Below are 22,785 nucleotides of genomic sequence, written 5' to 3' on the forward strand. Positions count from 1 at the left end.
CGGCAGTGCGGGGGCGGGTGGACCGCCGGAGCCGGGGCCGGGCGGCGCGGCAGGAGGGCCGGGCGGCAGCGGGCCGTGGCCGGAGGGCGGCGCGGGAGAGCCGGTCGCCGGCGCTCCGGAGGGCGGGCCTCCGAGCTGACGGGCCAGCCCGGGCGGGAGCGCGTCCGGTCCGCGCCCCTCCAGCCGCTGCGCAATACCGGGCGGCAGCGGGCGGTCCGGCAGGTCGGCGCCCGTCGATCCGCCGATGTGCGGCCCGTCGCCGGGGCCGCGGCCCTCCGGGCGTCCGCCCGGCAGCAGGTCGAGCAGCTTGGGGAGCACGGGGGGAAGCGACATGGCGGTCTCCGCAGCCCGGGGCGCGTCCGCTCACCGTAGTGCCGGCGCGCGTCGCCGGCACCCTGGGGTCGACCCCAGGGTGACGGACGCAGCGGCGTGCGGCACGCGTCCGTTGCGGCGAGGGGCGTGGGCCCGTCGGTCGCGGCGCGCTCCGAGCCGTCGCCGCGGCGTTGTCCGATGCCATCGCCCTGTGCCTGCTGGCACGCTGAAGCGCATCGCCGGGAAGGAGGAAGCGGAATGGCAGGGAGGCATGCGCCGCGCAGGGTGGGCGCGGGACTGGCGTTGCTGTCGATCGTGTGTGCGCCGTCGGCGCTGGCGGGCACGCTGTACAAGTGCGTCGCGCGCGGTTCGGTGGCCTACCAGACGAGCCCGTGCGAGCCGCGTTCGGTCACCGCCTGGACGCGCGAGTTCCAGCCCGATCCGCCGCCGCCCGCCGCTCGTGCGCGATCCGCAGACCCGCGTGGGAAGGAACCGCGCGAACGCTACGTCGCGTACCGTCCGGTGCGCTGGCGCGTGCAGCGCGAGCCGCTCGACCCCTGCGAAGCGGCGAAGGCGAAACGCGAGCGCGAACTCGCCCGCGTGGGTCTCAAGCGCACGTTCGATCTGCTGCGGAGGCTCGACGACGAGGTGTACGACGCCTGCAAGTAATGCCGGCGTCCCGTTCGCTGGGCCCAGGCCTGCGCCGGGGCGACGGAGTCCCGGGGACCCGGCGAACTTTCCGTTCGTCATCCCGGCGAACGCCGCGATCTTTCGACGAGTGCCTGCATCCCCTCCCGTGGGGCGCCGGCGCGCTCATCCCGAGCCCGACGCAGGACGCCGGGGCGACGGTGGGACGCGGGCGAAGCCGCTCTGCGGTGGGTCAGGGCTCAGCTCGCCTCGGCGAGCTCCTCTGCCATCTTCCGCCACTTCGGCAGGCGATCGAGCATCGAGACCGAGGCCAGATACTCCTCGTCGACCGGCTCGTTGGCGGCCAGCGCGCGCGCCACGTGGACCGCGCCGCTGACCCAGAAACCGCGCGTGCGGCTGCGCTGCGGCTGGTGGTGATGGGCGACGCCCTCGACGATCGCCATCGGCAGGCCCCACAGGCCGAGCAGGTAGGCGCCCGCTTCGGCGTAGTGCGGCGCACCTTCGCTGCCGCCCTCGCCGATGCCCGGCAGCAGGCGGCCCACTTCGGACAGCAGCGAGGCGGTCGCCGCCAGCTCGGCGCTGCTGCCGCCCAGCAGGCGCGCGGCCAGTTGCGAGGCGAGCAGGGCGCGGTGGCGGATCGCCTCGCGGTCCGGCGTCTCGTTGGCGGCGTGCGCGAACACCTCGGTGGCCAGCACCAGCCGCCGCAGCGTCTGCAGGCCCAGGCGCACCACCGCGCTGCGCAGATCGGTGACGGTGCGTCCGCCGCAGAAGTAGGCGGAGTTGCACAGGCGCAGCACCTTGGCGGCGATCGCCGGATCCTGGGCGATGAGATTGGCGATCTGCGCCGGCGAGCTGCTGGGATCGTCGATCGCGCGCGTCAGCTCCAGATACAGCTTCGGCGGCGCCGGCAGGTGGCCGACCTGGCCGATCAGCGCCTTGAGCTGGCTGTCGCCGAGCAGCTCGCGCAGCTCGATGATGCTCTCGATGGCGTCGATCAGCTCTTCCGAATGCAGCGGACGGTTGAGCAGCCGGTGCGCGCTCTCCAGCACGCCCAGCGGCAGGCTGTGGTCGTCCCGGTCGAGCAGCAGCAGGCGCGCCACGTCCGGATGACGGCTGCGCAGCAGGTTGAACAGCGCCGGGCCGCAGCCGCCGTGCATGCCGGTGACGATGACGTCGGCGCGGTCTTCCGCCACGGCCGCGATCGCCGCCTGCTCGTCGACGGCGGCGCGAAGCTTCCAGCCGGGATCGTAATCCGCGAGCTCCGCGGCGAGGGGGGCCAGGGCCTGGGTGGTTTGACCGACGACGACGACGAGCACACGGCCTCCGCGGATACGTAGCTAGGTCGGTTAGCGACGGCGGTAGGCGCGACTTGAGGGCGCGATGTCGAAACTGGGATGCCGCTCTCGCCGACGCCGTGCGCGCGTGCGCCGTCGCCGCGTTTTCCGTGCGAGTCTCAGCCCGCGCCCTGCGCGCGCGGCAGCGGCAGCCACGCCAGCACCACGCACCCCGCGCCGGGCGTGGAGACGATCTCGCACTGGCCGCCGACCAGCACCGCGCGCTCGCTCAGATTGAGCACGCCGACGCTGTCGCCGTCGCGCGAGCGGCGCCGCACCGCGCTCACGTCGAAACCGCGGCCGTCGTCGCTGACGCGCAGGGTCAGCTCGTCGCCCGCCACGCGCAGTTCCACCTGCACGTGCTGCGCCTCGGCATGCCGCACGACGTTGGTCAGCGCTTCCTGGACGATGCGGTAGGCGGTGATCTCCAGCGCTGGCGGCAGCCGCTCGTGCAGGCCGTCGATGCTGAGCTGATGGACGATCCGGCGCGGGGTGAGCATGCGTTCCAGCAGCCAGCGCAACGCCGCCTCCAGACCGCCCTCGTCGAGCAGCGGCGGACGCAGCTCCAGCGAAAGCTGGCGCAACTGGCGCAGCGCGTGGCGCAGATCGCGCAGCACCTCCTGCTGCAACTGGACGGCGTCCGCCCCGTCGGCGCCGAATTCCAGGTTCATCACGCAGGCGGTGAGAACCTGGCCGATCTCGTCGTGCAGCTCGCGCGAAATGCGCAGGCGCTCCTCCTCCTGGGCGCGCACGACACGCGCGGAGAGATCCTGCAGTTGCGCGTTGAGCCGTCCCAGTTCGTCGCGCTGGTGGACGAGCACGTCCTTGTGGCCGGCGAACAGCTCCTCCAGCTCGACCTGCCGCTGGATGTCCACCATCACGCCGAGGATGCGCCGTCCGGCTTCGTCCTCGTGATACTGGCCGCGGCCCAGCAGCCAGCGCACGCTGCCCTCGGGCAGGATCACGCGGAAGCGCATCTCGACGACGCCGCGGGTGTCGACGATGCGGTCGACCGCGTCGCGCACGGCGGTGCGGTCGTCGGGATGCACGAGCTGGAAGAAGGTCTCGAGCGCGAGCACGTCCGCGCGCGGCGGAAGCCCGAGCACCGTGGCGCCCTCGCGCGAGAGATGCACGCAGCGGCGGTCGATGTCGATCGCGCCGTCGCCCACGCCGGCCGCCTGCAGGGCGAGGCTGCGCCAGACGTCGGCTTCGAAGGAGGGCATTCCCTGCCGAAACGCGGGCACTGCGCTGGTCACCTCGGTTCGCCCCGGAAGTGAATGGGCTGCCGCACTTTACGGCGCGGCCGCGAAGCTGGAGTGTGAACCAGATCGCGGCCGGAATGAAACAGCCCCGCGGCGCCGCGAGCGGCGACCGCGGGGCGGTGCCCCCAACGGGTGTCAGAACAGCTCGACGGTGCCGGCTTCGAGCGTTTCCTGGGTGACGGGCTTGTGCGGTGGACGCTCCCATTCGCCGCGGACTTCGCGCACGCGGCCGGCGATGCGCTGCAGGGCGCGGTGCAATTCCTCGTCGCGCGGGCCCTTGGCCTTGTGCAGCAGTTCCTGCAGCGCGGTCGCCTCGCGGTTGATCGCGTCGAGACGGTCGAGGTGCACCAGCGCCGCGCTCAGCGCCTGGGTGGCGATGTCCTCGAACTGCAGCGAGCGCACGGCCTCGGCGACCGACTGGTCGATCTGGCCGGTGCAGTGCGAGATCTCCTGCATGCCGCGCGCCAGCGTCGCGTTCATGGTCTGCGCCTGCTGCAGCAGGCGGGCCGATTCGTGGCGCGCCTCGCGCGAGCGTTCGATGTCGCGGCTGGCCATCTGGGTGACCGACTCGCGGACCTTGGCGATGGCTTCCTTCGAGCTGTGCGCGAGCTTGCGGATCTGGTCGTTGAACGTGGTCGAACGCTCGGAGAGGTTGCGCACCTCGTCGGCGACCACCGCGAAGCCGCGGCCGGCTTCGCCCGCGCGCGCGGCCTCGATGGCGGCGTTCAGCGCGAGCAGGTTGGTCTGGTCGGCGATCGACTTGACGTCCTCCAGCAGCGCGAAGATGCCGTCCAGGTGCTGCGCCATCGCGTCGATGTGCTCGACCGTCACGCTGCTCTGGCTGCTGGCCAGCTCCAGCGCCTCGACCAGTTGCTCGACTTGGCGCCCGGCCTCGGCGGCGAAGCGCTGCATGTCCACGCCTTCGCCGTCGCTGGTGCGCTCGATCAGGCGCGCGACCAGCGTGCCCTGTTCGCGCGACCTGCGCGACATGCCGTCGAAACTGCCGCCGAGCTTGGCGACCGCCTCGCGCAGCAGGTCGCGGCTGCGGCCGATCTCGCGCCGCGTGCCGTCCACCTCGCGGGCGACGAACTGGCGCAGTTCGGCGAGCACCTGCTCCTGCTCGCGCAGCAGGCGCTGCTCGTCGGCGGAAGGCGTGAACGCGGCGCGCGTCACCCACCAGGCGAACGCGACCCACGCCAGCGTCATCGTCGTGAGCACCGACCAGCGCAGCGCTGGCGGCCACGCCAGCAACTCGCTCAGCGCATGCATCAGGGTCAGGACGAGGGCAGGGGCGAGGCGGAGCAGGATGCGTGAGTACATGCAGAAGTCCATCAGGCGTGTGCCGTTCGGATCCGTTATCGGCCCGCGGCGGGGCGGCTTTAGCGCATCGACGGACGCGCGCGGCGGGCGATCCGTTCAACTGCGCAGCGCGTCGCATCGCTGCGATCGTCCGCAGGACCGGCTTCGGCCGCGGCGCGCGACGCACGCTCCGTTCCCATCGCGGCCGAAGCCGCTCCAGCGGCTCGCGGCGATGCCGTGCGACATCGGGGCACGTCCGCGGGCGATCAGGCGTGGGAGACGGAAGCGATCCAGTCCGGCGCCGCCGCGCGTCCTCCCCCATGGAGACGCGCGGTGCCGCCGGCGTGTGCGGATCGTCCGCCTCCCACGCCTCATCGCCCGCGACGCGGCGGCTACCGCGCCGCCAGCTCCAGCAGGCGCGAGGCGATCGCGCCGACCGGCTGCACTTCTTGTGCCGCGCCCAGCTTCACCGCCGCGCCCGGCATGCCCCAGACGATCGAACTGGCCTCGTCCTGGACCACGGTCGGCGCGCCGGCGTTGCGCAGTTCCAGCAGGCCGCGCGCGCCGTCCTCGCCCATGCCGGTCAGCAGCACGCCCACCGCGTTGCGTCCGGCGTGCGTGGCGACCGAACGGAACAGCACGTCGACGCTGGGACGATGACGGTTGACCGCCGGGCCGTCGTCGAGCCGGCACACCCAGCGCGCGCCGTCGCTGACGACGCGCAGGTGACGATCGCCCGGCGCGATGTAGGCGTGGCCGGGCCGGATCGGCTGGCCGTCGTGCGCCTCACACACCGCCATCGGCGACAGGCGGTCCATGCGCTGGGCGAAGGCGCGGCTGAACGCGGCCGGGATGTGCTGCACGATCACCGTGCCCGGCGCGTCCGCCGGCATGCGCTCGAGCACCTCGCGGATCGCCTCGGTGCCGCCGGTGGAGGCGCCGATGGCGATCAGCCGGTCGGTGGTGCGGAAGCTGCGCGCGCGCGGCGCTTCCGTGGCGGGCGCGGTCGGCGGCGCGGCGCGGCGCGCGGCAGGCGGGCGCACGCGCACCTGGGCGGCGGCACGCACCTTCTCGGCCAGCTCGCGGCCGTACTCGCGCAGGCCGCGCGCCACCTCCAGCTTCGGCTTGGTGACGAAGTCCACCGCGCCGAGCGCCAGCGCGTCCAGCGTCACCTCCGCGCCGCGCTCGGTGAGCGAGGACACCATCACCACCGGCAGCGGATGCAGCCGCATCAGGTTCTCGAGGAACGTGAGGCCGTCCATCCGCGGCATCTCGACGTCGAGCGTCAGCACGTCCGGACGCAGCGCCTTGATCTTCTCGCGGGCGAGGAAGGGGTCGGCCGCGGTGCCGACCACCTCGATGTCGGGCTCGGCCGAGAGGATCTCGGTCAGCACCTGCCGCACCAGCGCGGAGTCGTCGACGATCAGCAGCCGGATCATCAGAACAGTTCCACGCTGCCGGCGACCGGCGCGCTGCGCAGGCGCTGCCGGTACGCGCGCTCCTCGGCGGCGATCTCGGCGTCGTGCGCGTGCGGAAGCTGGCGCACGAAGGCGCGGCCGGTGACCGGGAAGAAGGCGACCTTGCGCGGGTGGATGCCGCCGAGATCCTGCGCCAGCAGGGTGATGCCTTCGGCGCGCAGATAGTCGAGCGCGAACTGCGCGTTGCGGGTGCCGACCTGGTTGCTGGTGAAGCTCTTGAGCACGTTGCCGCCGCCGAACAGCTTGGCTTCGATGCGGTCGCGGCGCGCGCCGAGCTTCAGCAGCTCGTTGACCAGCAGCTCCATCGCGTGCACGCCGTAGCGGGCCGGCTCGCCGCCGTCGGCGCTGTCGCCGTCGGGCAGCATGAAGTGGTTCATCCCGCCCACGCGCAGCAGCGGATCGTGCAGGCAGGCGGCGACGCAGGAGCCGAGCACGGTGACCAGCGCGATGTCGCGCCCGGTGGCGAAGTACTCGGCCGGCAGCAGCTTGGCCGCCTGCGACTTCAGCACCGGGTCGTAGTACTGCATCGGTTCGGCGCGGGCGGCACCGGTCGCGCGCGCGGCGGTGCGGGTCATGCGGCGTCCTCGACCGCATCGGCGCGGCGGTAGACCGTCTGCCCGCAGGCGCGGAACAGATCGGTGGCGTGGAAGAAGCTCTCCGAGTGGCCGGCGAAGAACAGGCCGTCGCGCGCGAGCAGCGGGTGGATCCGTTTGAGGATCGCGTACTGCGTGGGCTTGTCGAAATAGATCATCACGTTGCGGCAGAACACCGCCGCGAACGGGCCGCGCAAGCCGTAGCCGGCATCCAGCAGGTTGAGCGGGCGGAAGGTGATGAGCTGCTGCAATGCCGGATGCACGCGGCACTGCCCGGCGTACGGGCCGGCGCCGCGCAGGAAGAAGCGTCGCCTGCGCTCGTCGCCGACGCGCTCCAGCCGCTCGATCGGATAGATGCCGGCCGAGGCGGTGGCCAGCACCTGGGTATCGACGTCGGTGGCGAGGATGCGCACCGGCGGTGTCATGCTGTCGAACGCCTCGCAGGCGGCGATGGCGATCGAGTAGGGCTCCTCGCCGGTGGATGCCGCGCACGACCACAGCAGGATCGGCCGCCGCGTCTGCGCGCGCAGGTGGCGCGTCAGCAGGTCGAAGTGATGCGGTTCGCGGAAGAACGCGGTGAGGTTGGTGGTCAGCGCGTTGGTGAACGCCTGCCACTCCTCGGCATCGCCGGCGCTTTCGAGGTGGTCGAGGTAGGCGTCGAACGCGGCCATGCCGAGCGCGCGCAGCCGGCGCGCCAGGCGGCTGTAGACCATGTCGCGCTTGCTCGGCGCCAGCGCGATGCCGGCGTGCTCGTGGATCAGCCGGCAGATGCGGCGGAAGTCGCGTTCCGTGTAGGTGAACTCGCGGTCGGTCGCGGCCGGCTGGGTCATGGGGCGGGTGCGGGAGTGGGAGGCGCGAAGCGTCCGTCGCCTTCGTCATCGGCGCGGAAGGGCCGGGCTTGAGGGCGGTGTGCGTCGTGCGGGGCGTTGCGCGTTGGCGATGTGGCTTGGGGGCGGGGCTGCCTGCTCCCTCCCCTCCGGATGGAGGGGAGGGTTGGGGAGGGGTGAACCCGCATCCGACGCGGCATCCGCTTCACCCCCTCCCGACCTCCCCCTGCATGCGCAGGGGGAGGGGCTACGCGCACTTCGTCGTGCCTGCGCGGTGGTGCCTGCTCCCTCCGCTCCGGCTCTCGCCCTCCCCTCCGGATGGAGGGGAGGGTTGGGGAGGGGTGAGCCCGCATCCGACGTGGCATCCGCTTCACCCCCTCCCGACCTCCCCCTGCATGCGCAGGGGGAGGCGAAGCGCGCAGGCGAGCATCGAACGACCTCCCCCTGCATGCGCAGGAGGAGGGGTTACGCGTACCCCACCTCCGCAACGCGAGGCCCCGGCGTTGGCCGGGGCCCGGTGTGCGGGGTGCGGACGCCGGTGCGGCGTCAGAACTCCTGCCAGTGCTGCGGATCGGCGACGTGGTGGGCGGTGACCGCGGCGACCGCGCGCGCGCCGCTGCCGCGCGCCGGACGCGCCGGGGCGCGGCGCGCGGGCAGGGCGGCGACCGGATCGGCCGCGGCCGCCTGCGCCCGCTGCGCGCGCACCGCGGCGGCGGCGTCCTCGGCCAGCCGGAAGCGGCGCACCGCCTCGGCCAGGCCCGCCGCCTGCTCCTCCAGCGACCGCGCGGCGGCGGAGGCCTGCTCCACCAGCGCGGCGTTCTGCTGCGTCACCTCGTCGAGCTGGGTGATGGTGGTGTTGACCTGCTCGATGCCGGCGCTCTGCTCCTGCGAGGCGGCGGTGATCTCGGCCATGATGTCGGTCACCCGCTTCACGCTGGTGACGATCTCGCTCATGGTGCGGCCGGCCTGTTCGACCAGTTGGCTGCCGTTCTCGACCTTGTGCACCGAATCGCCGATCAGCGCCTTGATCTCCTTGGCGGCGGCGGCCGAACGCTGGGCGAGCGAGCGCACCTCGGCGGCGACCACCGCGAAACCGCGGCCCTGCTCGCCGGCGCGGGCGGCCTCGACCGCGGCGTTGAGCGCGAGGATGTTGGTCTGGAAGGCGATGCCGTCGATCACGCCGATGATGTCGACGATCTTGCGCGAGGCCTCGTGGATGGCGCTCATGGTGGTGACGACCTGGCCGACCACCTCGCCGCCCTTGCCTGCGACGTCGGCCGCGCCGATCGCGAGCTGGTTGGCCTGGCGGGCGTTGTCGGCGTTCTGGCGCACGGTGGAGGTGAGCTCCTCCATCGAGGAGGCGGTTTCCTCCAGCGAAGCGGCCTGCTGCTCGGTGCGCTGCGACAGATCGGCGTTGCCGGAGGAGATCTCGCCGGCGGCGGTGTTGATCGCTTCGGTCGTCTGCTGGATCTGCGCGACGATCTGCGTCAGTTGCGCGACGGTGTCGTTGGCGTGGTCGCGCATCTTCGCGAACACGCCCTTGTACTCGCCTTCCATGCGCACGGTCAGATCGCCGCGCGCCAGCGCTTCGAGCACGCGCGAGACCTGCTCGAGGCTGGTGGCGTTGGTCTCCAGCAGCGCGTTGAGCTGCTGCGCGAGCTGCAGGTAGAAGCCCTGCTTGCCGGCCACCTCGATGCGGCCGGACAGATCGCCCTCGGCGGCGGCGCGGATGATGCGCTCGACCTCCTTCTCGACCTGCACCTGCGGGGTGCGGTCGCGCCACTCCACGACATAGCCCAGCGGCTCGCCCGAGGCGTCGAGCGCCCGCGAGACGGTGAGCGCGAAGTGCGCATCGCCGAGCTGGATCTGGCTCTGCTGCGCGCCCTGCAGGCGCTCCAGGCGGGCGCCCTCGAACTCGGCGTGGAAGCGGTCGAGCGGCTGGCCCACGAGCTCGGTCGGCTCGAGCCCGGGCACCTGGCTGCGCACGTCGTCCACGTACTGCGCCAGCAGTTCGGAGACGGCGTGGTTGGCGTAGATCACGGTGCGCTCGGTGTCGGCGATCATCACGCTGGTGCCGGAGTTGTCCAGCGCGGTGCGGATGCGCAGGTTCTCGGCGGCGATCTTCTGGTCGCGCTCGATGCGCTCGCGCAGGTCGTGCTGCATGCGCTGCATGGCGCGCAGCAGCTCGCCGATCTCGTCGCCGCGGTCGATCACGATCGCGGTGTGGAGCTGGCCGCCGGCGACGTCGTTGGCGACCTTCACCGCGTGGCCCATGCTGCGGCTCAGGCTGCGCGCGAACAGGAACGCGATCGCAAGGCCGCCGCCGAGCGCGAACAGCACCGTCAGCGACAGCGCGCTCAGCGAAGCGGCGTACACCGAGCCGGCGTGCTCCTTGCTCGCCTTGGCCGCCTTGTCGTTGTGCTGGATCAGCGCGTTCAGCGACTTCTCCGCGCGCGCCTTGCGTCCGGAAACGTCGCTGACGAAGTGATCCAGCGCGTCCTCCTCGAGCGCCATGTCCATCATCTCGTCGAAGTCGGCGTACGACTTGCGCGCGCCGTTCCAGTCGGCGACGAAGGTCTCGAACAGGCGCTTCTCGTCCGCGTCGACCAGCAGCCGGCGGTACGCCTTGATCTGGGTCTCGATCTCGGCGGCGAGCGTCTTGCGCTGGGCGCGCGCGTCCGCCTTCACGCGGTCGCTCGCCTTGATCAGCGAGAGCATCGCCAGTTCGTGGTAGCGCCGCATGTCGCCGCGGATGTCCGCGGCCTCGCGGGCGCTGTCGATGGTCTTGCCGGCGAGTTCGGTCGATACCTCGTCCAGCGAGTCCAGGCCGCGCCACGCCATCACGCTTTGCAGCAGCAGCAGGGCCAGCACCACGCCGAAGCCCAGCATCAGCTTGGGCATCAGCTTGAGATCGCGGATCCAGTTCATCGGAGTATTCCGTTGCGGAAGGAGGACGCGTCGGTCGGGACGCTTACTTGATGATCGCGAGCTTGAGATCGGACGGGGACTTCACGACGATCTCGGCGCGCGCGCCGTCGCGCTGGATATCGCCGATCACGCACACGTCCTTGCCTTCCAGTTGCTCGGGCGAAGGCTTGAACTTGCCGCGGTCGGCGCCCCAGATGCGGGCGGAGAAGGTGTGGCGCGGGAACGCGCCGCCCATGTAGAGGAAGGTCGGCTCGCCTTCGGAGTTCTGCGCGAAGCGGGCCTTCTCGACGCGGCCGCAGACCATGCCGTTCTTGCCGACGAAGTCGGGGGCCTGCTGCGGCGCGATCGGCTTCGCCTGCGCATGCGCGTCGGACGCGGCGGCGAGGGCGAGAGCGAAGAGGGCGGTGGCGACGTGTTTCATTGGGGGCTCCTGTGGTGCCGGACGCGATGCGGCGCGTCCTGAGGGTTCGGACAGGAGTGATATCGGCGGCAGGCGCGGGAAGTTGAGGGCGATCGCGCGGCCGTGCGCAGCGCGATCGCCGAAGCGGTGCGCGGCGTGCCGCCGCGGATCGTGCCTGCTCTCGCCCTCCCTCCGGATGGAGGAGAGGGTCGGGGAGGGGTGAACCCGCATCCGACGCGGCATCCACTTCACCCCCTCCCGACCTCCCCCTGCATGCGCAGGGGGAGGGGCTGCGCGCGCAGTGCCTGCTCTTGCCCTCCCCTCCGGATGGAGGGGAGGGTTGGGGAGGGGTGAACCCGCAGCCACGCGGCATCCCGCTTCACCCCCTCCCCACCTCCCCCTGCATGCGCAGGGGGAGGGGTTACGCGCGCAGTGCCTGCTCTCGCCCTCCTCTCCGGATGGAGGGGAGGGTTGGGGAGGGGTGAGCCCGCATCCGACGCTGCATCCGCTTCACCCCCTCCCGACCTCCCCCTGCATGCGCAGGGGGAGGGGCTACGTGCGCAGTGCCTGCTCTTGCCCTCCCCTCCGGATGGAGGGGAGGGTTGGGGAGGGGTGAGCCCGCAGCCGACGTGGCGTCCACTTCACCCCCTCCCCACCTCCCCCTGCATGCGCAGGGGGAGGGGCTACGTGCGCAGTGCCTGCTCTCGCCCTCCCCTCCGGATGGAGGGGAGGGTTGGGGAGGGGTGAACCCGCATTCGACGTGGCGTCCACTTCACCCCCTCCCGACCTCCCCCTGCATGCGCAGGGGGAGGGGTTACGTGCGCAGTGCCTGCTCTTGCCCTCCCCTCCGGATGGAGGGGAGGGTTGGGGAGGGGTGAACCCGCATCCGACGTGGCATCCACTTCACCCCCTCCCAACCTCCCCCTGCATGCGCAGGAGGAGGGGTTACGCGCGCACCACTTCGGCAACGCGAGGCCCCGGCGTTGGCCGGGGCCCGGTGTGCGGGGTGCGGACGCCGGTGCGGCGTCAGAACTCCTGCCAGTGCTGCGGATCGGCGACGTGGTGGGCGGTGACCGCGGCGACCGCGCGCGCGCCGCTGCCGCGCGCCGGACGCGCCGGGGCGCGGCGCGCGGGCAGGGCGGCGACCGGATCGGCCGCGGCCGCCTGCGCCCGCTGCGCGCGCACCGCGGCGGCGGCGTCCTCGGCCAGCCGGAAGCGGCGCACCGCCTCGGCCAGGCCCGCCGCCTGCTCCTCCAGCGACCGCGCGGCGGCGGAGGCCTGCTCCACCAGCGCGGCGTTCTGCTGCGTCACCTCGTCGAGCTGGGTGATGGTGGTGTTGACCTGCTCGATGCCGGCGCTCTGCTCCTGCGAGGCGGCGGTGATCTCGGCCATGATGTCGGTCACCCGCTTCACGCTGGTGACGATCTCGCTCATGGTGCGGCCGGCCTGTTCGACCAGTTGGCTGCCGTTCTCGACCTTGTGCACCGAATCGCCGATCAGCGCCTTGATCTCCTTGGCGGCGGCGGCCGAACGCTGGGCGAGCGAGCGCACCTCGGCGGCGACCACCGCGAAACCGCGGCCCTGCTCGCCGGCGCGGGCGGCCTCGACCGCGGCGTTGAGCGCGAGGATGTTGGTCTGGAAGGCGATGCCGTCGATCACGCCGATGATGTCGACGATCTTGCGCGAGGCCTCGTGGATGGCGCTCATGGTGGTGACGACCTGGCCGACCACCTCGCCGCCCTTGCCTGCGACGTCGGCCGCGCCGATCGCGAGCTGGTTGGCCTGGCGGGCGTTGTCGGCGTTCTGGCGCACGGTGGAGGTGAGCTCCTCCATCGAGGAGGCGGTTTCCTCCAGCGAAGCGGCCTGCTGCTCGGTGCGCTGCGACAGATCGGCGTTGCCGGCGGCGATCTCGTCGGCCGCGGCGATGATCGCATCGGTGACGGTGCGGATCTGGCCGACCATCGCCGCGAGCTGGTCCACGCAGCCGTTGGCGTCGCGCTTGATCTCGGCGAACGTGCCCTCGAACTCGCGTTCGATGCGCTGGCTCAGATCGCCCTGCGCGATCGCGGCCAGCACGCGCTGCACGTCCTCGATGCTGGCCTGGTTGCTGTCGAGAAGCTGGTTGATGCCTTCGGCGAGTTCGCGGAAGAAGCCCTGCTTGCCGTCCAGCGGAATGCGCGAGCGCAGGTCGCCGTGCGCGGCGGCGTTGACCACCGCCGCGATCTGGCGCTGCATGCCCACCTCGAAACTGCGGTCGCTCCAGTCCATCACCGTGCCGATGCGGCGGCCCTCGCCGTCGAGGAGCGCACTGAGCGTGATGCGCAGCGGACGCCCGCCCAGCTCGACGTGGCGCTCGCCGGTGGCGTAGCCCTGCGCCAGCGCGACCACCTCGGCGCCCAGGGTCGCGGCATCGGCGCCCACCACGCGCTCGGCGCGGAAACCGGGCAGTTCTTTGCGGAAATCGGCTTCGACGCGGACGAGGTAGTCGGCCATCGCGCGGTTGACGTAGAGCACGAGGCCCTGCGCGTCGACGATCATCACGTGGTTGGAGATGCCGTCCAGCGCCTGACGGATGCGCAGGTTGTCGCTGGCGACGCGCCGCTCGGTGTCGATGCGCGCGCGCAGCTCGTGCTGCATGCGCCGCACCTGCGCGAGCAGGCTGGTGTCGTCGCCGGGGCGCGTGTGCACCGCGGTGTCGAGATCGCCGCCGGCGATGCGGCGCACGGTGTCGGCCACCTGCGCCAGCTCGCCGCCCAGCGCGCGCCGGACGATGCCGAGCTGGTACAGCGAGAACACCAGCGCCGCCAGCGTGCCGACGACCGTCACCAGCAGGGTGATCCAGCGCGTGCGGTCGCTCGCGGCGCCGGCTCCGGCGTAGGTCCGTGCCGCGTGCGCGGTCTGATCGCGCGACAGTGCGACGAGCGCATCGCGCGCGCTCGCGAAGCGCTGATCGGCGGCGTCGAAAGCGGCCCGCACGGCCTCGGCATCGCCGCCGCGCAGTGCGTCGAGCGTCGGCGTCAGGCCCTCTCCGACATAGCGCGTCTCCAGGTCGGCGTAGGCCTGCGCGCGCGCCCTGACGGCGTCGGCGAGCGGGGCGGCCAGCAGCGTTTCGCGGCCGCGCGCCAGGCGCTCGGGGGCGTCGAGCAGCTCGGCCGGCGCGCTGCCGGTCGCCGCCGCGCGCGCCAGCGCGGCGTGGGTGGACAGCAGCGTCTGCGCGCTTTCGCCGATCCGCGCAAGGCCCACCGTCTCGCGTTCGTACAGATCGCGCAGGGCGTCGCGGCTGCGGCTCTGCGCACCCTGGCCGAGCGTCGCCACCGTGATCAGCAGCACGATCATGAACGCCATCACGGCGAGCAACCGCTGGCGGATCGTCATCTTGAACTTCATCGTCGTTCGGTCCGGCCGGCGCGCGCGCCGGCATGGGGTTTCAGTGCACCGGCTCGTCGACCAGCGCCATGTCGGCGCTGCCGATCATCTTCTCGATGTCGATCAGGATCAGCATGCGCTCGTCGAGCGTGCCGATGCCGGTGAGGAACTGCGCGCCGACCGTGGCGCCGAACTCGGGCGCCGGGCGGATCTGCTCGGGCCGCAGCGCGACCACGTCCGAGACGCCGTCCACCACCATCCCGACCACGCGGTTGGCGACGTTGAGGACGATCATCACCGTGAACGCGTTGTAGTCGGCGCGCGGCAACTGGAACTTCACCCGCATGTCGACCACCGGCACGATGGTGCCGCGCAGGTTGATCACGCCCTTGATGAAATCCGGCGTGTCGGGAATGCGGGTGACCGCGTCGTAGCCGCGGATCTCCTGCACCTTGAGGATGTCCACGCCGTACTCCTCGTCGCCGAGCGCGAAGGTGAGGAACTCGGCGGCGGCCGTCTCCTGGGCGGATTTCTTGTCGCGGGCAGCTTCGGTGAAGGCGTCCATCGGGGGTCCTGCGGGGTTAGGCGGCGGCCGACAGCGAACGTGCCAGGCCGCCGACGTCGACGATCAGCGCCACGCGGCCGTCGCCCATGATCGTGGCGCCGGAGATGCCGTTGACGCGGCGGAAGTTGCTTTCCAGGTTCTTGATCACCACCTGCTGCTGGCCGACCAGCGCGTCGACCTCGAGCGCGAGCTTGCGGCCGTCGCTCTCCAGCAGCACGACCAGGCCGCGCTCGCCCTCGCGTGAGCCGGTGCCGATGCCGAAGATCTGGCGCATGCGGTACAGCGGCAACACCTCGTCGCGCACGCGCAGCACGCGGCCCTTGCCGCCGACCAGATGGACGTCGTTGGCCGCCGGCTGCAGCGACTCGACCACGTAGTTGAGCGGGATGATGAAGGTCTCCTCGCCGACCGCGACCGACATGCCGTCCAGGATCGCCAGCGTCAGCGGCAGCCGGATGGTGATGCGCGTGCCGCGGCCTGCGATCGAGTCGATCTGCACGTCGCCGCCGAGCTCGACGATGTTCCTGCGCACCACGTCCATGCCGACGCCGCGGCCGGAGATCTCGGTGATCTGCTCGGCGGTGGAGAAGCCGGGCATGAAGATGAGCTGGAACACCTCGAAGTCGCTCATCGCCTCGCTCACCGGCAGGCCGCGTTCGGCGGCCTTGGCGAGGATGCGCGCGCGGTCCAGGCCGCGGCCGTCGTCGACGATCTCGATCACCACGTGCCCGCCTTGGTGCGACGCCTTGAGGGCGACCGTGCCGGTCTCGTCCTTGCCCGCGGCGCGGCGCACTTCGGGCGTTTCGATGCCGTGGTCGATGGCGTTGCGCACCAGGTGCACCAGCGGGTCGGTGATCTTCTCGATCACCGACTTGTCCAGTTCGGTGTTCTCGCCGTGGGTCTGCAGGCGGATCTTCTTGCCCAGCTTGCCGGCCAGATCGCGCGCCAGGCGCGGGAAGCGGCTGAAGACGAAGTCCACCGGCAGCATGCGCACGCTCATCACCGCGTCCTGCAGGTCGCGCGTGTTGCGTTCGAGCTGACCGAGGCCGGCGAGCAGCTTCTCGTGGACGACCGGATCGAGCTGGCCGGAAACCTGTTGCAGCATGGCCTGGGTGATGACCAGTTCGCCGACCAGGTTGATCAGCGCGTCGAGCTTGGCGACGTTGACGCGGATCGAGCTTTCGCCGCCGGTGGACGACGCGCCGGGGGCGGGCTGGGTGTCGGCTGCGGGCGCTGGCGCGGGTGCGGGTGCGGCGGGCGTTGCGGACTCCGCGGCCACGGGCGCCGGCGCGGCCGGCGCGGCGGTGCGCGGCGCGATCGTCAGCTCGCACTCGTCCTCGACCCAGGCGAACGCCTCCTGCACCTGCTCCAGCGGCGCGCCGCCGTCGAGCTGCAGATCCCAGGCGAGATAGGCCTCGAACGGGTCGAGCTGCGCGAACGCGGGCAGCGCGTCGAGATGGCATTGCGCGCGCAGCGGGCCGAGCCGTTCGAGTTCGCGCAGGATGCGCAGCGGGTCGTTGCCGCTCTGGAACAGCGTGCGCTGGGGCAGGAAGCGGATGTCCCACCCGGCCGCGGCCGCCGGCGCCTGCACGGCGGCCGGCGCGACCGTGGGCGCGGCGACGGGCTTGCCGTCCAGCAGCGCCTGCAACCGCTGCTGCACGGCGGTGACGGCGGCGGCGTCGAAGCCGGCATCGTGCTCGGCGGCGTGCAGCAGGTTGCGCAGCACGTCCACCGACGCCAGCAGCGCCTCGACCGATGCGGTGTCCACCGGCCGGCGTCCGGCGCGCATGCCGTCCAGCAGGGTTTCCAGCACGTGCGTGAAATCGGCGATCGCGTGGAAACCGAACGTGCCGGCACCGCCCTTGATCGAGTGGGCGGCGCGGAAGATGGCGTTGATGGTGTCGGCATCGGCCTGCCCGGACTCCAGCTTCAGCAGGCCGGATTCCATCGTGGCGAGCCCTTCGCGGCTCTCCTCGAAGAAGGTCGCGTGGAAGCGGGCGAGGTCGATCGACATGGCGTCAGCCCAGCACCTTGCGCAGCGTGGCGATCAGTTGCTCGGGGTTGAACGGCTTGACCAGCCAGCCGGTGGCGCCGGCGGCCTTGCCTTCCTGCTTGCGGTCCAGGCCGGCCTCGGTGGTCAGCATCAGCAGCGGGGTGAAGCGGTATTCCGGCAACTGGCGCAGGTGCTTGATCAGCGTGATGCCGTCCATGTTCGGCATGTTCACGTCCGCGACCACGGCGCTGAACTTCGTGGTCCTGGCCTTGTCGAGCGCCACCACGCCGTCCTCCGCCTCGGTGACTTCGAAGCCGGCGGACGTCAGCGCGAAGGCGACCATCTGCCGCATCGAGGCGGAGTCGTCGACAGCGAGAATACGGGCGCTCATTCTTGGTCCTCCAGGCCCAGCGCGTCGCGCAGGCCGAGCGTTTGGGCGGCCGCGTGCAGCTCGGGCGCGACCGGGTGGATGCGGGTGTGCTGGCCGCTGCGACGGCGATCGCGCACGAACGCGCACAGCAGCTGCAGGCTGGCGGTGTGCACGCGGTCGACCCGGCCGGCGTCCAGATGCACGGTGTCGGCGCAGGTCAGGTGGTCGGCGAGCCGGGCCTTCAGCTCGTCCGCCGATTCGATGCCAAGATCGGGTCCCAGAGGTACCGCGGTCATGGACGTCTGTCTCCGGATCAGAAAGCGGTCATGCGCGTTAGCGGCGCAGCGGAAGCGGACTTGAGGGCAGGGCGGTTCAGTCTTCCAGCACCGCGCGCGCATCGAGCAGCACCACCGTGCTGCCTTCCACGCGCGCGACGCCGCGCAGGATGTCGCCGGCCGCGCCGAGCAGCGGACCGTCGACGGTCTCGATCGCCGCATCGGTCAGCGTGACCACGTCGGCCACCGCATCGACGTGCACGCCGAGGCAGTGGCCGTGCTCCTCCAGCACCACCACGCGCGCGTCCTCCGCGCGCTCGGCCCGCGCGGCCGGGGGCAGCGCCAGGCGGGTCGCCAGATCGAGCACCGCGACCAGTTGGCCGCGCAGGTTCATCAGGCCGACCACCGCGTCCGGTGCGCCGCGCACCGGCACGATCTCCGGCACGCGCAGCACTTCCTGCACCTTCAGCACCTCCACCGCGAACGGCTGCCCGCCGACGCGGAAGCGCAGCCAGCGGCTGCTGCGTTCGTGCGCGCGCCGCGCCGGCACCTCGGCGTCCGCCGCGGCCGCGGTCGCCTCGCGCAGGAACGCCGACAGCGCCGGCGGGTGCGCGGGCGGCGGGGCAGGCGCGGGTGCGACCGGTGTCGCGGGCGCCGTCGGCATCGGCGGCATCGGCGGCGCGACCGGCACGGCGGCGGGCAGCGCGGTGGGCAGCGCGGTGGCCGCCGGCGCGTCGGCGGTCATCAGCTCGCTGAGGTAGTCCTCGATCGCGGCATGGCTCATGCGGCCAGCTCCATCGCGTGATCGGTGCCGAGCAGCCAGTCCAGCGCCCGGGCATAGGCGCCGAGTCCGCGGCTGCCCTCGGGCGAGGCCTGGCGCAGGTGGTCGGGATCGCGCAGGCGGGTGTCGACCGGGATCACGCCGTCGAACACCGCCTCGCCATGCTGCTCGCGCATGCGTTCCAGCGAATCGGTCGCGACCCGCGTGCGGCGGTCGTGCAGGGTGGGGATGATCGACACCGGCAGCGGTCGCCGGCGCGAGCGCTCGATCATCTGCACCGTGCGGCGCATGCCGTCCAGGCCGTGCAGCGCGAGCGGTTCGGTCTGGGTCGGCACGACCACGCGGTCGGCGGCGGCGAGCGCGTTGACCATCAGCAGGCCGAGGGTGGGCGGGCAGTCGAGCAGCACGTGGTCGAGATCGTGGCGCAGCGAATCGAGTGCCCGCATCAGTGCAAGCCCCATGCCGGGACGGGTGGCGCTGCGCTTCTCCAGCGTCGCCAGCGCCGGCTGCGCGGCGATGAAGTCCAGCCCGTCGCGCACCGGCCGGCACAGGCTGCCGACCGACGCCGGCGGCGAATCGAACAGCTCCACCACACCGCGGGGCACCGGCTCGGCGGGCACGCCCAGGCTGCGGGTGAGCGAGGCGTGCGGATCGAGATCGACCAGCAGCACGCTGCGGCCCGAGGCCGCCAGCAGACTGCCGAGCGCGAGCGTGGTCGTGGTCTTGCCCACGCCGCCTTTCTGGTTGGCAACGGCCCAGACGCGCATCACGGCGCTCCCATCGCGGTGGTGGGGATGTCTCCGTACGGACCCGGCTCGGTCAGCACCACCACCACCACGCGGCGGTTGGCGGCGCGGCCTTCCTCGTCGGCGTTGTCGCGTGCGGGGCGGAACGGTCCGTAGCCGACCACCGACAGCCGGTCGGTCGGCACGCCGCGTTCGGCGAACAGGCGCACCACCGCGGCGGCGCGCGCGGCGGAGAGCTCCCAGTTCGACGGAAACACCAGATTGCTGATCGGGCGGTCGTCGGTATGACCTTCCACCCGCAGCGGATTGGGGAACCGGCGCAGGATGTCGGCGAGCTGGCGCAGCGTGGCCTGCGCTTCCGGCGCCGGATACGCCTGGCCGCTCGCGAACAGCAGGTCGGTGCTGATCTCCACCTCGACCCAGAAGCGGGCGCGACGCACGCGCACCAGTTGGCGGTCGATCAGCGGCGCCAGCGCCTCCTCGATGCGCGCGGTGACCGAATCGAGCTGCCGCTGCTGGTGGCGCTCGAACGCCTCCTGCTCCGCCTGCGACAGGCCGCGTTGCGGCATCTGGCGCGGGATCTGCGGACGGTTCGGCCAGTCGCGCAGCGGCATCGGCGAGACCGCTCCACGCGCGCCGGTGGTGGGCGCCATCGGCGGCGCGCGATCGGCCTGCGAGCCGCGCGGCTGCACCTTGCCCAACTGCAGCGGGTTGATGGTGCGCGGCGGCCCGCCGAACGCTTCGGAGAGTGCGTCGGCGAGCACCCGGTACTTGCCCTCGTTGACGGAGGAGATCGCGTACATCACGACGAAGAAGGCGAGCAGCAGCGTGATCAGGTCGCCGTAGGGGATCGCCCAGGCCTCGTGGTTGACGTGCTCCTCGTGCGCGCGCTTGCGGCCCATCGCGCCTCCGTCAGTCCAGGAAGCCGGCCAGGCGCGCTTCGATGTTGCGCGGGTTCTCGCCCTGCGCGATCGCCACCAGACCTTCGATCGCCAGTTCGCGCTCGCGGCCGCGCTGGGCGATCACGCTCTTCAGCTTGTTGCTGATCGGCAGGAAGACGAGGTTCGCCGAGGCGATGCCGTAGATGGTGGCGGTGAACGCGGCGGCGATGCCGTGGCCGAGCTTGCTGGGATCGGCCAGGTTCTTCATCACCGCCATCAGACCGAGCACGGCGCCGATGATGCCGAGCGTGGGCGCGTAGATGCCCATGCCTTCGAACACCTTGGCGGCGGACTGGTCGGCGTGGGTCTGCGTTTCCAGATCGATCTCGAGCATCGAGCGGATGGTTTCCGGCTCGGCGCCGTCGACCAGCATCTGCAGGCCCTTGCGCAGGAACGGATCGCTCTGCTGCTCGATCTGCGCTTCCAGCCCGAGCAGGCCCTGCTTGCGCGCCACGTTGCTCCACTCGACGATCTGCGCGATCAGCCCATGGCCGTCCGCGGGCGGCGGCCTGATCGCCCAGCCGACGATCTTCAGCGCCCGCTGGAACGTCGGCTTCGGCGTCTGCACGAGGATCGCCGCGACCGTGCCGACGATCACGATCACGAAGGCGGCGGCGTTCCACAGCGAGCCGAGGCCGCTTCCCTTGAGGATGCTGCCGCCGACGATCGCGACCAGGGCGAAGAAGAATCCGACGAGGCTGAGGATGTCCATCGTCGCCGATAGCGGCCGCGGCGGCGGAAACTTGACGGTCGCGGACCTTGGCGGCCGTGCCGGATCGCGCGTTTGTGGCCGGGTTCGCAGTGCGCTTCCCGACCGCGCAGGCGCGGCGCGCACCTTCAGCCGGAACGACGGAGCGCATGGTCCCGATTCCCAGTTCCCGGTTCCCAGTTCCCGGTTCCCGGTTCCCGGTTTCGTAGGTTGGGCTGAGCGCAGCGAAGCCCAACATCGCATTGCGGCCGACGTTGGGCTTCGCCTTCGGCTCAGCCCAACCTACGTCAAGCCTCGGGTAGGGCGGGACTTGTCCCGCCCCATGAGCTGCGCGCCTGCGGCGCGACGGGCGTCATCCGGCCGGCAGCAGAACGTCCATGGCTTCCCGCTTTCGCGGGAACGACGACGCAAGATCCCGATTCCCGGTTCCCGGTTCCCGGTTCCCGGTTTCGTAGGTTGGGCTGAGCGCAGCGAAGCCCAACATCGCATTGCGGCCGACGTTGGGCTTCGCCTTCGGCTCAGCCCAACCTACGTCAAGCCTCGGGTAGGGCGGGACTTGTCCCGCCGCATGAGCGGCGCGACCGGCGTCATCCGGCCGGCAGCAGAACGTCCATGGCTTCCCGCTTTCGCGGGAACGACGACGCAAGATCCCGATTCCCAGTTCCCAGTTCCCGGTTCCCGGTTCCCGGTTCCCGATTCCCGATTCCCGATTCCCGATTCCCGATTCCCGAACCCCCTACGCCGCCCTCCCCAGCGCATCCACGTCGAGAATCAGCGCCATCCGGCCGTCGCCGGTGAGGGTGGCGCCGACGTAGCCGGGGAGGGCGTGCAGCGGTCGGGGCAGCGGTTTGACCACCACTTCCTCGCGGCCGCGCACGTGGTCCACGTGCAGGCCGAGGCAGCCGTCGCCGCTCTGCACCAGCACCAGGTGGCCGTCGCCGTCGTCCTCGCGCTCGCCGAGCCAGCGGCGCAGTCCCAGCAGCGGCGTGGTCTGGCCGTGCAGATCGACCATCGGATGGCCGTCGAACCAGCGCAGGCGGCTGCGGTCGTAGCGCACCACTTCCTGCACGCGCGCCAGCGGCAGGGCGAACGCGCGGTCGGCGCATTGCACCAGCAGCGCCGGCAGGATCGCCAGCGTCAGCGGGACGCGGACCACGAACGCGGTGCCCAGGCCGAGCCGCGACTGGATCTGCACGCGGCCGTTGAGGTCGCGGATCTTCGACTGCACCACGTCCATGCCGACGCCGCGGCCGGAGATCTCGCTGACGTTGCTCCTGGTGGAGAAGCCGGGGTGGAAGATCAGCGCGTAGCACTCCTCCGGCCCCAGCCGCGCGGCCTGCTCGGCGTCGAGCACGCCTTTCTCGACCGCCTTGGCGCGCAGCACTTCCGGGTCCATGCCGGCGCCGTCGTCGCGCACCTCGATGGCGATGTGGTCGCCCTCCTGGCGCGCGGCCAGCAGCACGCGGCCCGCGCGCGGCTTGCCGATCCGCTCGCGCACCGCCGGCGCTTCGATGCCGTGGTCGATCGCGTTGCGGACCAGGTGCACCAGCGGATCGGCGAGCGATTCCACCAGCGTGCGGTCGAGCTCGGTGTCGGCGCCTTCCAGCACCAGCTCCACTTCCTTGTCGAGCATGCGCGCGACGTCGCGCGCGAGCTTGGGGAAGCGCTGGAACACGCGGCCGACCGGCTGCATGCGGGTGCGCATCACCGCGCCCTGCAGGCGCGTGGTGGCGACGTCGATGGCGGTGACGGCGCGCTCCAGCTCCTCGTCGCGGAAGCGGCTGCGCAGCGTCTTCAGACGGTTGCGCGAGAGCACCAGCTCGCCGACCAGGTTGACGATCGCATCCAGCCGGCGCGCCTCGATGCGCAGGGTGGCTTCCGCGGCCGGCTCGGCGCGCGCCGCGGGCGGCGATGCCTCCGGGCGCGCCGCGCGCGGCGGCTGCGGGGCCGGGGCGGGC

The 22,785-nt window shown here is 71.9% G+C and carries 20 protein-coding genes; 1 reads left to right on the forward strand and 19 read right to left on the reverse strand.

Features of this window, described 5'->3' with window-relative positions:
- Positions 1-333 (reverse strand): hypothetical protein (locus FQY64_RS14970; RefSeq protein WP_425476674.1); only part of this gene is annotated, 333 nt, incomplete at its 3' end.
- 237 nt (positions 334-570) lie between these two features.
- Here FQY64_RS14970 and FQY64_RS12995 point away from each other — a divergent pair.
- Complete coding sequence (locus FQY64_RS12995) at positions 571-981, forward strand: DUF4124 domain-containing protein (protein WP_186761013.1); 411 nt, start codon at positions 571-573, stop codon at positions 979-981.
- Positions 982-1,199: 218 nt separating this feature from the next.
- On the opposite strand, the gene FQY64_RS13000 is transcribed toward FQY64_RS12995, so the two are convergent.
- From FQY64_RS13000 to FQY64_RS13090, 18 genes are all read right to left on the reverse strand, one after another.
- Positions 1,200-2,276, reverse strand: coding sequence for an HDOD domain-containing protein (locus FQY64_RS13000; RefSeq protein ID WP_146474921.1), 1,077 nt, complete (start codon positions 2,274-2,276; stop codon positions 1,200-1,202).
- 137 nt (positions 2,277-2,413) lie between these two features.
- The gene (locus tag FQY64_RS13005; RefSeq protein WP_146474923.1) at positions 2,414-3,517 is read right to left on the reverse strand and encodes a sensor histidine kinase; all 1,104 of its coding nucleotides are present in this window, start codon (positions 3,515-3,517) and stop codon (positions 2,414-2,416) included.
- Between the two features lie 174 nt (positions 3,518-3,691).
- Positions 3,692-4,876: a methyl-accepting chemotaxis protein gene (locus FQY64_RS13010; protein WP_146474925.1), complete on the reverse strand. Its 1,185-nt coding sequence runs from the start codon at positions 4,874-4,876 to the stop codon at positions 3,692-3,694.
- A gap of 371 nt (positions 4,877-5,247) precedes the next feature.
- Entirely contained in the window at positions 5,248-6,294 is a 1,047-nt protein-coding gene (locus FQY64_RS13015) for a protein-glutamate methylesterase/protein-glutamine glutaminase (protein WP_146474927.1), read from the reverse strand.
- Complete coding sequence (gene cheD / locus FQY64_RS13020) at positions 6,294-6,860, reverse strand: chemoreceptor glutamine deamidase CheD (RefSeq protein WP_146474956.1); 567 nt, start codon at positions 6,858-6,860, stop codon at positions 6,294-6,296. The genes FQY64_RS13015 and cheD overlap by 1 nt, the downstream gene beginning before the upstream one ends.
- A 44-nt stretch (positions 6,861-6,904) precedes the next feature.
- Complete coding sequence (locus FQY64_RS13025) at positions 6,905-7,756, reverse strand: CheR family methyltransferase (protein WP_146474929.1); 852 nt, start codon at positions 7,754-7,756, stop codon at positions 6,905-6,907.
- Between the two features lie 543 nt (positions 7,757-8,299).
- A complete protein-coding gene (locus tag FQY64_RS13030; protein ID WP_146474931.1) occupies positions 8,300-10,681 on the reverse strand; it encodes a methyl-accepting chemotaxis protein in 2,382 nt (793 codons plus the stop codon).
- Positions 10,682-10,724: 43 nt separating this feature from the next.
- On the reverse strand, positions 10,725-10,985 hold the full coding sequence (locus FQY64_RS13035) for a hypothetical protein (RefSeq protein WP_386112944.1): 261 nt from the start codon (positions 10,983-10,985) through the stop codon (positions 10,725-10,727).
- A 1,122-nt stretch (positions 10,986-12,107) separates the two neighbouring features.
- On the reverse strand, positions 12,108-14,468 hold the full coding sequence (locus tag FQY64_RS15200) for a methyl-accepting chemotaxis protein (RefSeq protein ID WP_146474935.1): 2,361 nt from the start codon (positions 14,466-14,468) through the stop codon (positions 12,108-12,110).
- 40 nt (positions 14,469-14,508) lie between these two features.
- Positions 14,509-15,012: a chemotaxis protein CheW gene (locus FQY64_RS13045; protein WP_146474936.1), complete on the reverse strand. Its 504-nt coding sequence runs from the start codon at positions 15,010-15,012 to the stop codon at positions 14,509-14,511.
- 16 nt (positions 15,013-15,028) lie between these two features.
- Positions 15,029-17,026, reverse strand: coding sequence for a chemotaxis protein CheA (locus tag FQY64_RS13050; protein WP_146474938.1), 1,998 nt, complete (start codon positions 17,024-17,026; stop codon positions 15,029-15,031).
- A 4-nt stretch (positions 17,027-17,030) separates the two neighbouring features.
- Positions 17,031-17,396 (reverse strand): response regulator, encoded by a 366-nt coding sequence (locus FQY64_RS13055; RefSeq protein WP_146474940.1) that lies wholly within the window; start codon positions 17,394-17,396, stop codon positions 17,031-17,033.
- Positions 17,393-17,671: an STAS domain-containing protein gene (locus FQY64_RS13060; protein ID WP_146474942.1), complete on the reverse strand. Its 279-nt coding sequence runs from the start codon at positions 17,669-17,671 to the stop codon at positions 17,393-17,395. Before FQY64_RS13060 ends, FQY64_RS13055 begins: the two co-directional genes overlap by 4 nt.
- Before the next feature lie 76 nt (positions 17,672-17,747).
- A complete protein-coding gene (locus FQY64_RS13065; RefSeq protein ID WP_146474944.1) occupies positions 17,748-18,434 on the reverse strand; it encodes a chemotaxis protein CheW in 687 nt (228 codons plus the stop codon).
- Complete coding sequence (locus FQY64_RS13070; protein ID WP_146474946.1) at positions 18,431-19,198, reverse strand: ParA family protein; 768 nt, start codon at positions 19,196-19,198, stop codon at positions 18,431-18,433. Before FQY64_RS13070 ends, FQY64_RS13065 begins: the two co-directional genes overlap by 4 nt.
- Entirely contained in the window at positions 19,198-20,079 is an 882-nt protein-coding gene (gene motD / locus FQY64_RS13075; protein WP_146474948.1) for a flagellar motor protein MotD, read from the reverse strand. Before motD ends, FQY64_RS13070 begins: the two co-directional genes overlap by 1 nt.
- Before the next feature lie 10 nt (positions 20,080-20,089).
- Positions 20,090-20,830, reverse strand: a complete 741-nt coding sequence (locus FQY64_RS13080) for a flagellar motor protein (RefSeq protein ID WP_146474950.1) — start codon at positions 20,828-20,830, stop codon at positions 20,090-20,092.
- Positions 20,831-21,563: 733 nt separating this feature from the next.
- Positions 21,564-22,785, reverse strand: a 1,222-nt coding sequence (locus tag FQY64_RS13090) for a chemotaxis protein CheA (RefSeq protein WP_146474954.1), incomplete at its 5' end; no start/stop codon positions are given.

It is taken from the genome of Vulcaniibacterium thermophilum (assembly GCF_007923255.1).
GTDB lineage: Bacteria > Pseudomonadota > Gammaproteobacteria > Xanthomonadales > Xanthomonadaceae > Lysobacter_F > Lysobacter_F thermophilum.

Coding starts and splice junctions, on each gene's coding strand:
- FQY64_RS13005 (WP_146474923.1), bottom strand. CDS start 3,517: ATGCCCTCCTTCGAAGCCGACGTCTGGCGCAGCCTCGCCCTGCAGGCG.
- FQY64_RS12995 (WP_186761013.1), top strand. CDS start 571: ATGGCAGGGAGGCATGCGCCGCGCAGGGTGGGCGCGGGACTGGCGTTG.
- FQY64_RS13050 (WP_146474938.1), bottom strand. CDS start 17,026: ATGTCGATCGACCTCGCCCGCTTCCACGCGACCTTCTTCGAGGAGAGC.
- FQY64_RS13015 (WP_146474927.1), bottom strand. CDS start 6,294: ATGATCCGGCTGCTGATCGTCGACGACTCCGCGCTGGTGCGGCAGGTG.
- FQY64_RS13060 (WP_146474942.1), bottom strand. CDS start 17,671: ATGACCGCGGTACCTCTGGGACCCGATCTTGGCATCGAATCGGCGGAC.
- FQY64_RS13065 (WP_146474944.1), bottom strand. CDS start 18,434: ATGAGCCATGCCGCGATCGAGGACTACCTCAGCGAGCTGATGACCGCC.
- FQY64_RS15200 (WP_146474935.1), bottom strand. CDS start 14,468: ATGAAGTTCAAGATGACGATCCGCCAGCGGTTGCTCGCCGTGATGGCG.
- FQY64_RS13025 (WP_146474929.1), bottom strand. CDS start 7,756: ATGACCCAGCCGGCCGCGACCGACCGCGAGTTCACCTACACGGAACGC.
- FQY64_RS13010 (WP_146474925.1), bottom strand. CDS start 4,876: ATGTACTCACGCATCCTGCTCCGCCTCGCCCCTGCCCTCGTCCTGACC.
- FQY64_RS13045 (WP_146474936.1), bottom strand. CDS start 15,012: ATGGACGCCTTCACCGAAGCTGCCCGCGACAAGAAATCCGCCCAGGAG.
- motD (WP_146474948.1), bottom strand. CDS start 20,079: ATGGGCCGCAAGCGCGCGCACGAGGAGCACGTCAACCACGAGGCCTGG.
- FQY64_RS13070 (WP_146474946.1), bottom strand. CDS start 19,198: ATGCGCGTCTGGGCCGTTGCCAACCAGAAAGGCGGCGTGGGCAAGACC.
- FQY64_RS13055 (WP_146474940.1), bottom strand. CDS start 17,396: ATGAGCGCCCGTATTCTCGCTGTCGACGACTCCGCCTCGATGCGGCAG.
- FQY64_RS13030 (WP_146474931.1), bottom strand. CDS start 10,681: ATGAACTGGATCCGCGATCTCAAGCTGATGCCCAAGCTGATGCTGGGC.
- FQY64_RS13035 (WP_386112944.1), bottom strand. CDS start 10,985: ATGGTCTGCGGCCGCGTCGAGAAGGCCCGCTTCGCGCAGAACTCCGAA.
- FQY64_RS13080 (WP_146474950.1), bottom strand. CDS start 20,830: ATGGACATCCTCAGCCTCGTCGGATTCTTCTTCGCCCTGGTCGCGATC.
- cheD (WP_146474956.1), bottom strand. CDS start 6,860: ATGCAGTACTACGACCCGGTGCTGAAGTCGCAGGCGGCCAAGCTGCTG.